The following is a 12994-nucleotide window of genomic DNA, read 5'->3' as shown; positions in this document are numbered from 1 at the left end:
AGATGTCGACGGCGACAGTACCGGACGCGGATGACGCGCACGACGGCGGGGCTTCCCCCGCCATGCACGAACGCGTTCTCGAGGCGGTTGGCTCCGCCATCGCGGCAGGGAACCTTCCTCCGGGCAGCCGGCTGACCCTTGAAGGTCTCCAACAGGAGTACGGCGTTTCCCGCACCGTTTCGCGGGACACCATGAAGGTCCTGGAGTCCATGAACCTGGTGTATTCGCGCCGGCGGGTGGGCATCGTGGTCCAGGAGCGCAGGCTATGGAATGTCTTTGATCCCAAGCTGGTGCGCTGGCGCCTGGGCTCTGTCCAGCGCGATATTCAGTACAGCAGCCTCACGGAGCTGCGCATCGCCGTCGAGCCCATTGCTGCTGCCGGCGCTGCCCGCCGGGCGAGCGCCGCGGAACGGGCCAGGCTGGTCTTCCTGGCTGCAGAGCTGAGGCGGCTGGGCGAAGCCGGCGAACTCGAGGCGTTCCTGGCGGTGGACATCGAGTTCCACTGCCTGCTGCTCCAAAGCTGCGGCAATGAGATGTTCACGGCGCTCGAAGGCATGGTGGCCGAGGTGCTCACCAGCAGGACCAGGCAGGGCCTGATGCCCTTCAAGCCGCGGAACGAAGCCTTACAGGCCCACGAGGATGTTGCGGCGGCGGTGGCCCGCGGTGACGCTGTGATGGCGGAGGCCGCCGTCCACCACATCCTGGACGAGGTCCGGAACGCGATGGGCCTGCGCTGACTCTTCCCGGCCACCGCGTACGTGAGTAGCCTGCAAATAGGGGCTCGTGCAAAGGGCCCGTAGGCGCCGTCCGGAGTAGGTGACCGCGCGGGTTTAGCTGGCGCTTGAACGGATTCCTCAGGGAGTGCCCGAGCAACGTCAGTTGTCTCGTGGCAGGCCCTTGGCAGGGCGCACGGTGTCCTCAGGAAGTCTGTCTACCGAGGGAACCGCCGGCAGCTGTGGGAGGGTGCCATATGAAAGCTTTGCCAATTCTTTGCCAATTGACCCAATTTCGGGCAAAGCAAAACCCCCACTTTCCTTGTAAACAAAGGGAAGCAGGGGCCTTGCGCATTGGCGGTGACGGTGGGATTTGAACCCACGTTAGGCTCTCACCTAAACAACATTTCGAGTGTTGCACCTTCGGCCGCTCGGACACGTCACCAACGCGTCAACAATACCGGTTCAAAGCCCCACAACAAAAATGAACCCCACCGGTGCCCGCAGATGGTGCAAGATAGCCCTATGGACAGCGCGATGCGACGTGCCTGGAGCTGGCACAAACAAGGTCTCGATGGATCGTTGGCGCACAGCAGCGCCGCAGAGGTGTTGAGCAGGGCCGGGTGGGCGCGGTCCATCGGCGGCGCCAATCCCTACCAGGCACTTTTCTCCCGCGCGGGCATTCGCCGGGAAGAGGCCGACGCCGATGTGGTGGCCTTGCGCATCCATGAACTTCCGACGGCGCGCGGCTGCACCTATGTGCTGGGCGCAGCAGACTTTGCGTGGGCGCTGACGCTCGGAAAACCAGCTGCCGAGTCCACCCTGAAGGTCTTGGACAGGCTGGGTGTGGCCCGCGAGGAAGTCCACGCCCTTGAAGCGCAAACCCTGCAGGTCCTGCAGGATGCCGCAGCCCAGGGTGAGGGGCCGCTGGATCCCCAGCAACTCAAGGACTTGCTGGGCGATGCCGTGCGCAGCCTGGGGGAAGAAGGCAAGAAGAAGGGTGCCTCCACCACGCTGCCCACAGTCTTGGGCCTGTTGCAGGCCGACGGCCGCATCCGCAGGGTCCCCGTCAACGGCCGGCTCGACCAGCAACGCTACGCCTACACCGTCTGGGGTCTTCCCGCTGCGGCAGAATCACCCGAACAGGCCCGCGCCACGTTGATGGAAAACTACCTTGCCTGGACAGGGGGAACCACGCTCAAACAAACCCAATGGTTCACCGCATTTACCGTCGCGCAAACTAAGGCCGCGCTCGCAGCCGCCCAGGCAGTGGAGGCGCACGGGCTGTGGATGCTGCCGGCCGATGCCGAGCATGCAGCTGACTTTCAAGCGCCCAAGGAGGAGCAAATCCAGCTTCTTGCCAGCAGTGATTCGCTGTTCCTGCTGCGCCGCAACGCCGCCGAGCACGTTGCGGACGAAGACGCAGATCTGGAGTTCCTCGATGCAAAACTGTCGCTCCAGGCGGACTTGCCGGACCACCCCATCGTGGACCGTAGCCGCATCATTGGCCTGTGGCAGTACGATCCCGGCGAGCAGCGCATTGCCCACCGGCTCTTTCACGCTCCGAGCAGTGCCGTGAGGCAAAGAATTCGGGAGGTTGAGGCGTTCATTCGCGAGGACCTAGGCGACTTCCGCACCTTCAGTCTGGATTCGCCCGCGAGCCGGCAGAAGCGGATTGACGACCTCAACGCGGCGGGCTGAACAGTGGTCAGGCCGGTGTGGCTGCGGGCAGTGGTGACGCTTGCCTCGATCGGGATGGCCGGCCCGGCCGTGGCCGCCTGTACACCGCCGCCGGTGGCGGTGTCACAGCCGTGCCTGCCGCCGCCGTACACACTGAGCCCCGAAACGGCCAAGCCCGGCGGCAGCGTCACCATCAGGGCCGACGATGCCAGCTGCAACCCGCGGTACGGCGAGAACGCCCAGATCCAGCTGGAGGTCCATGACGGTTCCGGCGCCAAGGTCGTGGAGGTGCTGGCGCCCATGAACGACGCCGGCGGTTTCAGTGCTGTCGTTGACCTCCCGGCTACCGTTGCAAGCGGCCAAGGCATGGTGTCCGCCTACCCGTACAACCTGGACTGGTGCGATGACACCGGACGGAACAACCGCGTGGGCGCCGTGGGGGACACGGACGTCCAACTCGTATCCTGCCTGTTGCCGTCACGGCCGCTCCAGATTGCGCCCTAACGGGCCGCCGGTCAGCGGTGTCCGCTAAAAAAGTCCCTCAACAGCGTGGCGCACTCGTCCTCGCGCACACCTGGAAACACCTCAACCCAGTGGTTGAGCCGGCGTTCGCGCAGAACATCAAAAACGGATCCCGCGGCCCCGGCCTTTTCATCCCACGCCCCGAAGACCACGCGCGGGACCCTGGCCAACACAATGGCCCCGGCACACATGGTGCACGGCTCCAAGGTGACCACCAGCGTGCAATCCGACAACCGCCAGGAACCCAATTTCGCCGCCGCTTCACGGATCGCCACCACCTCGGCATGCGCCGTAGGGTCCCCGTGCGCCTCACGTTCGTTGCGCCCCAAACCCACGATTTCGCCGTCGGGCCCTAGGACGACGGCGCCAATGGGGACATCCCCTGTGGTCAAGGCCCGTCGTGCCTCGGTGAGCGCAATGCCCATCCACTGGGCGTGTAAAGCCGTGGTGGTGGTCTCGATTGGGTCAGATTTCTCGGTGTTGGGCACGGCTCAATGGTAGCTTTTATTCATGCGCGTACTGGTTGCGGATCATCCGCTAATTGCCCACAAGTTGACCGTTCTTCGGGACAAGAACACTCCGTCCCCCATTTTTCGGCAGTTGACCGAAGAACTTGTCACATTGTTGGCCTATGAAGCGACGCGCGAAGTGCGCGTCGAGCCGGTCAATATTGAGACACCCGTGACCTCCACCGTGGGTACCGGACTGAGTAAGCCCACACCCCTGGTGGTGCCGATCCTGCGCGCCGGGTTGGGCATGCTGGAGGGCATGACTCGGCTGCTGCCGACAGCCGAGGTCGGCTTCTTGGGTATGGCCCGCAACGAGGAAACCCTCGAGGCCGTCACCTACGCCGAGCGTCTTCCCGAGGACCTCACGGGCCGCCAGGTGTACGTTCTGGATCCCATGCTGGCCACCGGCGGCACCTTGATCGAGGCTTTCAGGTTCCTGTTTGAGCGCGGCGCCGCGGACATCACGTGTATCTGCCTGCTGGCCGCACCGGAGGGTCTGGCCAAGCTTGAGGCCGCCCACGGCGACCGCGACAACGTGCATGTGGTCCTTGCCTCGATCGATGAAGGCTTGGATGAGAACGCTTATATTGTGCCCGGACTGGGCGACGCCGGTGACCGCCTCTACGGCGTAGCCGAATAGTCCCCAACCCCGGCCCCACTTCCCAAAAATGCCGCCGTTTGGCGGAAACGGCATAGGGCAAAACGTGGCATTTTCTTCAAACAGCGGCATTCTTCGCAAGGAGCCTCCTACAACAGCGAACGCAATGGCGTCCAGCCAACGGGCAACGGCCCCTTGATGGCGGCTCGGAGCTGGTCGGCCGCTGCCGACCAGCCCTGCGCTGCCGCGCCGCCGGCGTCACCAACGGCACCGCGGGCCACCCTGAAGCCCACATCCTCCAGGACGGCATCCGGTGCGCTGCCACGACGGACAGATGCCCGGGCGCTCCACGAGGGATCGTCCCAGCCGGCACCCCGCAGGCTCCTGTATTCGCCGTAGCGGGCCGTGTCAGCGTAGTTCCAGCACCATTCCCAAACGTTGCCGATCATGTCAAACAAGCCAAAGTCATTTGCGGCTTTCCCAGCAACGGGTTGCGGCCCCTGAACCTCATCCGTTGCCGTCCAGGCAATGCTCGCCAGCGAACCGTACGTGGGGGTGAGTGTCCCCGCCCTGGCCGCCCATTCCCATTCGGCCTCGGTGGGCAGCCTGTAGCCGTCGGCGCCAAGATCCCAGTTCACCTCACGGCCGTACACGCTGTAAACCGGCGCATATCCGGCCACGGCAGACGCCCTGTTGCACCACCGAACGGCGTCAAACCACGTGACCGGATGCATAGGCACGCCGGCAGGGAGCGGTGAGGCACCGGCGTCGTCCATCACGGAGCGCCAGGCGGCGGCGGTAACCTGCGTGCGGCCGAGGGCGAACGGCAGCAGCGCAACCTCCCGGGCGGAGCCTGTCCGGGCATCGCGGAGGGCAATGTTGCCGGCCGGAATCGCCATCAGGGCCAGTGCCGCCAGGCCCGAAACGTCACCAGCCACCGTGCCTCCTCTGAAAAGTTGTTTAGTACCAGCCCACGGATTCGGAGTGGGCCCAGGCGCCACAGGGTGAACCGTACCGTTCTTCGATGTAGCCCATGCCCCATCGAATCTGGGTCTGGTAGTTGGTGCTCCAGTCGCTGCCTTCGCTGTTCATCTTCTCAGCGGGCAGAGACTGGGCAATGCCGAAGGCCCCGCTCGAGGCGTTTTCTGCCGAGGTGAGCCATTCGGATTCGCGCTGCCAGAGCTGGGTGAGGCAGCTCATTTGGTCCGCGCCCCAGCCAAAGGAGGCCAGTTGTGTTGCGGCGTAGGCCTGAGCTGCTGCGGGGTCATCGACGGCAACGGCCTTCGGGGCAGCGGACTTGCTCGGAGCTACGGTCTTGACCTGCTCGGCCTTGACGGCGACAGGTGTTGCAGCGGCCGACGGCGAGGAGCTGACGGAGAGGCCGGGGAAGCTGATGGCGGCGTCCAGTGGCACTGATACGGCCGGTGCCGGAATTGAACTGTCCACGGCAGAAACCAGGCTGGTGTTGCCCTGGCCGGCAACAGTGTTCTCCCCGGACTGGGCCACGGATCCGGCTGCCACCAGTGCGCCCACGACTGCCACGGCGGCCAGGTACCTGGCTGCGACAGTCACGGGGGAGGTGGTCTTACTGACGGAGTGTGTTCCGGCTTTGGCGCCCGCCTGGCCAAAAAGCGACGGTCGGCGGGCCGAATCGGCGCGACGACGGCCGCGCTGCTGTGATGCAGACATAGTTGTAGCCTCTCTACGCCTGCGAGGTGAGCTGTCGGGAACGGACTAGAGAATCCGGCCACACAGGAATCACGGGCAGAGTGCACTGCCGGCAAGAACTGCGTTGGCTTAACCCCAAGGGCTTCCAGGTGGAAGGCCCGCAAAGATTGGGTCCCCCGTCTCTGCCATGGGTATGGAGGGAAATGGGCGGCGGCAGAGCTCGGCGATCCGTCCATTTGCGCCAAGAACCATGGATGATTCAGCGGGCACAAATCTCACAATAACCCAAACTCCCCACCATGTCACGTTTTGGTAACAACGTTTGTAGCAAGTGAGCAATCTGGCATTTACTTAGCAATGCTAACGATCTAGGGTTGGTAACTGAGAGTACAGAACTTTTTTTGAGGTAGCTGACACGTGATGACTGAAACTTCCCTAAGTAGGACGACGCCGGCGCGCAAGCCCATCGGGGTGGCGCCCCTGGCTGCCGAACTGCGGGTGGCGATCATGCACACCTCCCGCAGGCTGCGCGTCGAGGCAGCCACGAGGGAGATCAGCCCCGGGCAGTACTCGGTTCTGGCGGCCGTGCTGCAGGGGCCGCACACGGTGGGCCATCTGGCCGCGCGGGAACAAATACAAGCGCCCTCCATGACGCGGATTGTGAATGCCCTGACCGCGTCCGGGATGGTGAGCCGTGAGGAGAATCCCCAGGACAAGCGTCAGGTGCTGGTTCACATCACCGAGGCGGGGGCTGCTGCGTTGCTACGGGCACGCTCCAAGCGAACGGCGTGGCTGGCCCAACGCGTGGCCGCTCTCACCCCCGACCAGAGGACCACGCTGCACGAGGCGGCACTGATCTTGCAGGAGATGAGCGCATAAATGAGTTCCATGTTCCGTGCACTGAAGGTCTTTAACTACCGGCTCTGGGTGACTGGCGCCTTGGTGTCCAACATTGGCACGTGGATGCAGCGGGTTGCCCAGGACTGGCTGGTGCTGACCGTGCTCACCAATCATTCGGGCACAGCCGCCGGCATCACCACGGGCCTGCAGTTCTTGCCGATCGTCTTCCTTGGACCCTATGCGGGACTTCTGGGAGACCGGGTCAATAAACGGAAACTGCTGCTCATCACCCAGACAGCCATGGGACTCTGTGCGCTTTTGTTGGGAGTGCTGGTGGTCACGGGGGCCGTGCAACTGTGGCACGTCTATGTGTTGGCAACCCTGCTGGGCGTGGCCAGCGCCTTCGACGCCCCGTCACGGCAGGCGTTTGTCTCCGAAGTGGTCACTCAAGTGGACATACCCAACGCCGTGGCACTGAACAGCGCCTCCTTTAACCTGGCTCGCTTGGCAGGCCCCGGCGTCGCCGGTCTGGTGATTGCGCTGGTGGGGACTGGGCCAGCCTTCCTGATCAATGCGGCGAGCTTTGCCGCGGTGATCATTTCGCTGTGGCGCATGCGCACCCACGAGCTCATTCCGGCCGTGCGGGTACCCCGGGCCAAGGGGCAAATTCGCGAGGGATTCGCCTACATCAGGCATCGTCCGGATCTGATGATGATCATGGTGCTGGTGTTCCTGGTGGCCACTTTTGGAATGAACTTTCAGATCACCAACGCGCTCATGGCCACAACTGTTTTCCAGGTGGGACCGGGGGAGTACGGACTCCTTGGCTCGGTGATGGCCATCGGCACGCTGGCCGCGGCGTTGCTGGCCGCCCGGCGCAAAACCATGCGCATGCTGTACATCGTGGGCGGCGCACTGGCCTTTGGTGTAACGGTGGGCGTGGCCGCGTTCATGCCAAGTTTTGTCCTCTACGCGATTGCGCTGGTCCCTGTGGGCCTGGCATCACTGACGTTCATGAACGCGTGCAATACCACCGTGCAGCTGACAACGGACTCCGCGATGCGCGGACGTGTGCTGGCCGTGTACATGGTGGTGATGCAGGGCGGAACGCCCATTGGTGCCCCGCTGGTGGGCTGGATTGCCACGGAATTCGGCGCCCGCTGGTCGCTGGGCATGGGCGCCGTGGTGGCAGTTCTCGCGGGGCTGGCTGCCCTCATCATGCTGAACAGGCGCAACAACGTCACGCTGCGGCAGCAAATTGGGGCTCTCCGCCCCTTTACGCTGGCGCGCGGACTCCATCGCTGACAGCGGACCGCTGACGGCCGGCTGCGACGGGGCCACCGGCACGCGAGAAGGGCTGCCAACAAGCTGACGCCGGGTAAACCTTTGTTTACCTAGCGTAGAAAACTGGGAGCAGACTGGGCTCCGGTGCGGACTTGTCGGAGGCATAGTAATCGTGCCAGAACGCCGCTTGAACATAATTGGCAAAAACACGGATACCGCTGAATTTATGCATGCGAATTCGGCGTTCACGATGATTATGTTTGACTCAATTCGTCATTTTGCAGCAAACTGAGAGCAAAATGACAATGTAGAATTGATCACAAAGCAGCGCGTAATCTCACATGGTGGACGTTTCGGGCCTTTGTTACTTGCACGTTTGCTTTATTACGTAGGACACTGACTTATGTGAACACCTACTCAGTGAATTCTGCAGCCGCAGCAATTGCCCGCCTCGAAGCGAGGGGACGGCTATTGCGAGGTTGTCGAATGCAGGCCTAGATCGCACCACCTGGAAGCCACTGGGGGAAGAAGCAAGACGTGGCATATTTCAGGCCTTGGCCCCTGAGTCGGCCCTTCTCTATAGGGCAATAAAGTTCTGGATCCTCAGAGCTGAAGGAAGCATTCGCGCCGTCAAGTACGGCCATACACCTTAGGTTGTTCAATGTCAGTAGCATCCGGATATGTCCACATCTCTGTTCGAAATGCCGCCAAGGCGGTTGCTCGCAACACCGGCCAGGGTTCTTTGGCCCCTGCCGAGCACCCCGGCTATGCGGGCGCCTACCACCCCGACATGGCCACTACTGCATCCCGGCTGCGTGTTGTCCCCGCCGCTGAGGGGCACCCCATGACGGCGCCCACCGCGGTTATTGCCGGCGGTGACAAGTTGCGCGGTGTCAGCCCGGACAATGTGGCACGTGGCTTTGTCCTTTACGTCGGTGTGGATGAGGACACGGCCGCCGCGGCCGGCACGTCCTTGGCGAAACTGGCCCAGGACATCCGCGCCTACGCCCAAACCCTTGTTCCGCAAGCCCAGAGCTACGCGGCGGTGGCGATTGCGCCGTCGGACGCTGTCGGAACAGCCCTGGACGTGGTGCGCTCCACCTTTGGCGACCCCACGGTGGCTAGCCGCCAACGCCAAGAAGCAGTGCGGATTCCCGTCGCTGAGCAGCGCCCCACAGGCGTGTTGATCGATTTGGCCCGCCGCGAGGTTCACTTGGACGGGGACACCCTGAACCTGACGTTCAAGGAGTTCGAGCTGCTGAACTACCTGGTGGAGAACGGCACCCGGACAGTGGGCCGCGACGAACTTCTGGAAGGCCTGTGGAGCAACGCTGACGAAGTGCCCAACGAGCGCACCATCGACGTCCACATCCGCCGCCTGCGGTCCAAGCTGGGCCGTCTGGCCAACACCGTCCGCACCGTCCGCGGAGAAGGCTACCGTTTCTACGAGCACCCCGAAGTGGTTGTTTGGGCTGCGCCGGAATACTCCATCTGATCCCCACGCCCTCCCCAATTCCAGCCTCTGGCGCGTCTGCAATTGGGGCCCCTCGGGCGCGTGGGCCCAGCTCGATCACTACAAGTTTCAACGGTACGACGGCGGTTGCCGCACCTTAGGTGCGCGGACCGCCGTCGTACTTCTTTAACTGTCACTAAACTGTGAACATGAGTGAACACCACATTAAAAAGTTGATCTTGATGCGCCACGCCAAGGCGGCTTTTCCGTTGGGCGTGGAAGACCACGACAGGCCGCTGGCCCAGCGTGGCCACACTGAAGCCCCGCTGGCGGGCAAATGGTTGGTGGAGAACGCCGTGGTCCCCGACTTCATCCTGTGCTCCTCAGCCCTGCGGACCCGGCAAACGTGCACGTGGGTGTGCCAGCAATTGGCGGACAAGGCGCCCACGCCCAAGCTCGAGAGTGCCCTCTACGCTGCCGGGGCAAGCTCGATGCTCTCGGTGGTCAACCGTGTGCCGGAAACCGTGAACACGCTCATGGTGATCAGCCATATGCCGGGCGTCCAGTCGTTGGCTCTGCGGTTGGCTTCACGGGATTCGGATCAGGACGCGTACATGGACCTGGCGTCGGGCTTCCCCACCAGTGCCTTTGCCGTCTTTGACTACACGGGGGACTGGGCCACCCTTGACGGCCAGGATGCCCAGCTGAGCAATTTTGTGGTGCCCCGCTAGGCCTCAATCTCCGGCATCAGCGTCTTCAGCGTCCACGTCTTGTTCTTGTTGACGGCGGCCCAGGCAAACAGCAGGCCCAGCACCGTATAGCCCAGCAGGCCAAGCACAACGGGTATCAAGGGTGCCAGCTCAGCTCCGTAAATCAGGTGCCGCATGCCCTCGACCACATGCCCCATGGGTAGGATCTGGTGCATGATGTGTAGCGGTTCGGGCGTGGTCTGCCAGGGGAAGGTGCCACCGGAGGAGACCAGCTGCAACACCAGAAGGATCAGCACCACAAACTTCCCGGGGGTGCCCAGAAGGGCCACAATTCCCTGAATCAGGGCCGTGAACGCCAGCGACGCCAGCAGCAACAGGCCCAGGGTCAGCCACGGATGGCTCGGCTCCAAGCCCAAACCAAACTTCACCACCGCATACAGCAACAAGGCTTGGCCCGTAGCGACTGTGGCAAACGGCAACCAGCCGCCCAGGGCAATCTTCCAGGACGGCGCGTTCGACGCCAGCGCCCGCACTGTCAGTGGCCGCATGACCTGGATCAGCATGAACGCACCAATCCACAGGGCCAGGACCAGGAAGAACGGCGCCAGGCCGGAACCGTAGTTGGCGGCCTTGGCTTGCGAGATCGAATCCACCCGGATGGGGTCGGCAATGACGCCCGAGGCGTTGAGTTTGTCCTTGTCGGTGGGATCCGGCACAGATCCGGCACCCTTGTGCATTTGGGTGGACAGATCGGCAGCGCCCGTGGACAGCTTGTTGGAGCCAGTCTTGAGATCACCGACCCCTGTGTTGAGCTTCGTGGCTCCGGCTGCCAGCTGATTCGCCCCATCCAGGGCAGCGCCCTGTCCCTCTGCGAGCGTTGCGGCCCCCGTGGACAGTTCCCCAGCCCCGGCATGGGCCTGGGCAATCGCCGTCGTAAGGGCAGGTGTGGCACCGGCCAGCTTCGCGGCCCCGTCGGCAACAGCAGCGGAACCGTCGGCCAGCTTCTGGATGTCTGCGGCGTCCGTGGCGAGCTGATTCTTCACCCCGGTGACGGTGGGACTCGTGGCTGTCGATGCCAGCGAGGTACGGATCTTCGTGGCCTGTTCGGCGGTGAGAATTCCGTCACTCACCAGCTTGTCGAGTTTGTCATTGATGGCAGACGTTGCGGCGGTATCCAACTCGCCGGCCGTGCCAATGGCGCCTTGGACCTTGGCATTCAAGGCAGCGTTGCCGGCCGCCACTTCGGCGGCACCGTCGGAGAGTTTCTTGGTGTCCTCAGGCAGCTGTGCCGTTTGGGTTTCCAACTGTCCCAAACCCTTGTCCAGGGCTGCGGCACCCGACTGGAGCTGTTTGGTGCCCGTGACGAGCTTTGTCTGCCCTGCCACCATGTCATTGGTGCCGGTCAGGAGGTCCCGGGTACCGGTCTTTAATGTCCCCACGCCCTTGTCCAGGGTGGCGGCCCCGTCGGCGAGCTGTTTGCCGCCGTCGGCGGCTTTCACCAATTGGGCATGGATGGTGCCGTAGCCGCTCAGCAGCGAATTGGCCGTCTGCTGGCCCACCTGTTGCGCCACTGTGGCGTGGACCTGTGTGGTCACCTTGTCCACAATGGAGGTCAACAGGTAGTTGTTGGCGTCGTTGGTGGTCACGCTCATCATGGCCTGGGTGGCCGAGTCAAAATTCTCCGGCGAGGCCAGATTGGCTGAAAATTCCTTCGGAATCACCAAGGCAAAGGCAAAATCGCCGTTCTTCACGCCCTCATTGGCCTCTGCCGGGGTGTCCACCAGCCGCCAGTCGAATTTGTGGCCCTCCACCAGGTTTGCCGCCACGTCCTTGCCGACGTGCAGTTCCTTGCCGTCCTGGGTGACGGCGCCCTCGTCCTGGACGACTACGGCGGCCTTGAGCTGATCGAGATTGCCGTACGGATCCCAGTTGGCGTAAAGGTAGACGGCACCGTAGAGCAGCGGCACCATCACGATGGCCACGATGGTGAGCTTGGGCAGCAGGCCACCTGTCATGCGCTTGAGCTCGGACAATGCCAATCGGAAGACTGTCACAGGATTTCCTCCGTGGTGTGCTTTGGTGTTGTGGCGGTGGCTTCGGTTGCTTCGGCAGGTTCACCGGCTGCTGCAGATTCCACGTCAGCCGGGGCGCTGGCGGCCTCCTCGGGGTGGGTCCCGTCCTCCGCGGGCTGGCTCCCCGCCTCCTCGGGTTCGGACGCGGCTTCCTTGGAAGCCGCAGCCGAAGCGGCAGGGGCCTCCACGCCGTCGGGCTCCGCCCCGGAACGGGCATTTCCGGCAACAGCGGCAGCCCCCTCCCAGTCATCGGGCAGCCTGCCCACCACACCAATCACCACCACGGGTCGGAGCGGGGCGTCAGCAGGAGCGTCGGGGTCCAGGCCGATGGCACCGGTGGCCGTCTGTTCCAGCAGGGGCAGCCAGGCGGCGACATCTGCTGTGTGGCGGTCGGGGGAGTCCACCACCACCAAATCAACTTCCTTGTTGGCCAGCGCCAGTTCAAGCTGCAGGTGCAGGAGCCTGACGGGTTCAAGTTCCTCCACCCATTGCTCCAAAATGTCACGGAAACCGTGCCTGACCAGCCATTCGGTGGGGCGCGTGCGGTCGCGGAACTTGACGGGAACCAGCGCCAGATCCTCCGAGGTCAGGGAGCGGACGGTGAGGTGGTTCTCGGGGGCGTTGACGTCGGGGGCGTCCACAATGGCGCTGCGTCGGCGTAGGGACGCCATCGAACCGTCGTGCCCCAAGGCCACCGTGCCCGTGGAGGGCTTCATGCGGCCCGTCAAGGCCAGTGCCAGCGCCGTGCGCCGTTCCTGGCCGTCAGCTTGAATAAGGAGCACGTGCGCGCGGTGCGCCTCCACTGAGGTCGCCGGCAACAGTGTGTGCCTGCGCCCATCGATGTGCAGCCGGTGAGCAGTGAGCATGGGGGCGCTCCTTAGAAAGTGGGGTGAGCTGCACCAAATTAGCAGTGCTGACGAGTCGGTGTAAAATTTGCACGAATTC

General features: G+C 63.5%; 13 protein-coding genes, 1 tRNA gene and 1 riboswitch. Of the genes, 8 read left to right on the top strand and 6 right to left on the bottom strand.

What is annotated here, in order from left to right:
- Positions 1 to 2: 2 nt before the first annotated feature.
- Positions 3 to 737, top strand: coding sequence for a FadR/GntR family transcriptional regulator (locus tag ACX80E_RS00330; RefSeq protein WP_459299398.1), 735 nt, complete (start codon positions 3 to 5; stop codon positions 735 to 737).
- A 331-nt stretch (positions 738 to 1068) separates the two neighbouring features.
- Here ACX80E_RS00330 and ACX80E_RS00325 read toward each other — a convergent pair.
- Positions 1069 to 1158: transfer RNA gene (locus ACX80E_RS00325), tRNA-Ser, on the bottom strand.
- Positions 1159 to 1238: 80 nt separating this feature from the next.
- Here ACX80E_RS00325 and ACX80E_RS00320 point away from each other — a divergent pair.
- Together ACX80E_RS00320 and ACX80E_RS00315 are read left to right on the top strand one after the other, a co-directional pair.
- Positions 1239 to 2414, top strand: a complete 1176-nt coding sequence (locus tag ACX80E_RS00320) for a DNA glycosylase AlkZ-like family protein (RefSeq protein WP_459299396.1) — start codon at positions 1239 to 1241, stop codon at positions 2412 to 2414.
- A 15-nt stretch (positions 2415 to 2429) separates the two neighbouring features.
- On the top strand, positions 2430 to 2897 hold the full coding sequence (locus ACX80E_RS00315) for a hypothetical protein (RefSeq protein WP_459299394.1): 468 nt from the start codon (positions 2430 to 2432) through the stop codon (positions 2895 to 2897).
- A gap of 11 nt (positions 2898 to 2908) precedes the next feature.
- Here the strand turns inward: ACX80E_RS00315 and tadA are convergent, their stop codons facing one another.
- Entirely contained in the window at positions 2909 to 3403 is a 495-nt protein-coding gene (gene tadA / locus ACX80E_RS00310) for a tRNA adenosine(34) deaminase TadA (RefSeq protein ID WP_459299392.1), read from the bottom strand.
- A gap of 22 nt (positions 3404 to 3425) precedes the next feature.
- On the opposite strand from tadA, the gene upp reads away from it, so the two are divergent.
- Positions 3426 to 4064: a uracil phosphoribosyltransferase gene (gene upp / locus ACX80E_RS00305; RefSeq protein WP_459299390.1), complete on the top strand. Its 639-nt coding sequence runs from the start codon at positions 3426 to 3428 to the stop codon at positions 4062 to 4064.
- Positions 4065 to 4171: 107 nt separating this feature from the next.
- On the opposite strand, the gene ACX80E_RS00300 is transcribed toward upp, so the two are convergent.
- Together ACX80E_RS00300 and ACX80E_RS00295 are read right to left on the bottom strand one after the other, a co-directional pair.
- The gene (locus tag ACX80E_RS00300; protein WP_459299388.1) at positions 4172 to 4960 is read right to left on the bottom strand and encodes a formylglycine-generating enzyme family protein; all 789 of its coding nucleotides are present in this window, start codon (positions 4958 to 4960) and stop codon (positions 4172 to 4174) included.
- Positions 4961 to 4982: 22 nt separating this feature from the next.
- Positions 4983 to 5711 (bottom strand): aggregation-promoting factor C-terminal-like domain-containing protein, encoded by a 729-nt coding sequence (locus ACX80E_RS00295; protein ID WP_459299386.1) that lies wholly within the window; start codon positions 5709 to 5711, stop codon positions 4983 to 4985.
- 2 nt (positions 5712 to 5713) lie between these two features.
- Positions 5714 to 5910: riboswitch (cyclic di-AMP (ydaO/yuaA leader) on the bottom strand.
- Between the two features lie 200 nt (positions 5911 to 6110).
- Between ACX80E_RS00295 and ACX80E_RS00290 the strand changes: the two genes are divergently transcribed.
- The 4 genes from ACX80E_RS00290 (at position 6111) to ACX80E_RS00275 (ending at position 9998) form a co-directional block, all read left to right on the top strand.
- Positions 6111 to 6569 (top strand): MarR family winged helix-turn-helix transcriptional regulator, encoded by a 459-nt coding sequence (locus tag ACX80E_RS00290; RefSeq protein WP_459299384.1) that lies wholly within the window; start codon positions 6111 to 6113, stop codon positions 6567 to 6569.
- Positions 6570 to 7835 (top strand): MFS transporter, encoded by a 1266-nt coding sequence (locus ACX80E_RS00285; protein ID WP_459299382.1) that lies wholly within the window; start codon positions 6570 to 6572, stop codon positions 7833 to 7835.
- 640 nt (positions 7836 to 8475) lie between these two features.
- A complete protein-coding gene (locus ACX80E_RS00280; protein WP_459299380.1) occupies positions 8476 to 9309 on the top strand; it encodes a winged helix-turn-helix domain-containing protein in 834 nt (277 codons plus the stop codon).
- Positions 9310 to 9476: 167 nt separating this feature from the next.
- On the top strand, positions 9477 to 9998 hold the full coding sequence (locus ACX80E_RS00275; RefSeq protein WP_459299378.1) for a SixA phosphatase family protein: 522 nt from the start codon (positions 9477 to 9479) through the stop codon (positions 9996 to 9998).
- Here the strand turns inward: ACX80E_RS00275 and ACX80E_RS00270 are convergent.
- The gene (locus ACX80E_RS00270; protein ID WP_459299376.1) at positions 9995 to 12031 is read right to left on the bottom strand and encodes a YhgE/Pip family protein; all 2037 of its coding nucleotides are present in this window, start codon (positions 12029 to 12031) and stop codon (positions 9995 to 9997) included. The two genes, ACX80E_RS00275 and ACX80E_RS00270, sit on opposite strands and share 4 nt — an antisense overlap.
- The gene (locus ACX80E_RS00265) at positions 12028 to 12915 is read right to left on the bottom strand and encodes an ABC transporter ATP-binding protein (RefSeq protein ID WP_459299374.1); all 888 of its coding nucleotides are present in this window, start codon (positions 12913 to 12915) and stop codon (positions 12028 to 12030) included. Before ACX80E_RS00265 ends, ACX80E_RS00270 begins: the two co-directional genes overlap by 4 nt.
- Positions 12916 to 12994: the final 79 nt, after the last annotated feature.

The organism is Arthrobacter sp. TMN-49 (genome assembly GCF_054511095.1).
The sequence above is the reverse complement of the archived record's forward strand: the minus strand, read 5'-3'. Positions and strand labels throughout refer to the sequence as shown.

Bases quoted from the DNA above. Each gene is read 5' to 3' on its own strand.
- ACX80E_RS00330 (WP_459299398.1), top strand. From the start codon at position 3: ATGTCGACGGCGACAGTACCGGACGCGGATGACGCGCACGACGGCGGG.
- ACX80E_RS00320 (WP_459299396.1), top strand. From the start codon at position 1,239: ATGGACAGCGCGATGCGACGTGCCTGGAGCTGGCACAAACAAGGTCTC.
- ACX80E_RS00275 (WP_459299378.1), top strand. From the start codon at position 9,477: ATGAGTGAACACCACATTAAAAAGTTGATCTTGATGCGCCACGCCAAG.
- ACX80E_RS00265 (WP_459299374.1), bottom strand. From the start codon at position 12,915: ATGCTCACTGCTCACCGGCTGCACATCGATGGGCGCAGGCACACACTG.
- ACX80E_RS00285 (WP_459299382.1), top strand. From the start codon at position 6,570: ATGAGTTCCATGTTCCGTGCACTGAAGGTCTTTAACTACCGGCTCTGG.
- ACX80E_RS00280 (WP_459299380.1), top strand. From the start codon at position 8,476: ATGTCAGTAGCATCCGGATATGTCCACATCTCTGTTCGAAATGCCGCC.
- ACX80E_RS00295 (WP_459299386.1), bottom strand. From the start codon at position 5,711: ATGTCTGCATCACAGCAGCGCGGCCGTCGTCGCGCCGATTCGGCCCGC.
- upp (WP_459299390.1), top strand. From the start codon at position 3,426: ATGCGCGTACTGGTTGCGGATCATCCGCTAATTGCCCACAAGTTGACC.
- ACX80E_RS00290 (WP_459299384.1), top strand. From the start codon at position 6,111: ATGACTGAAACTTCCCTAAGTAGGACGACGCCGGCGCGCAAGCCCATC.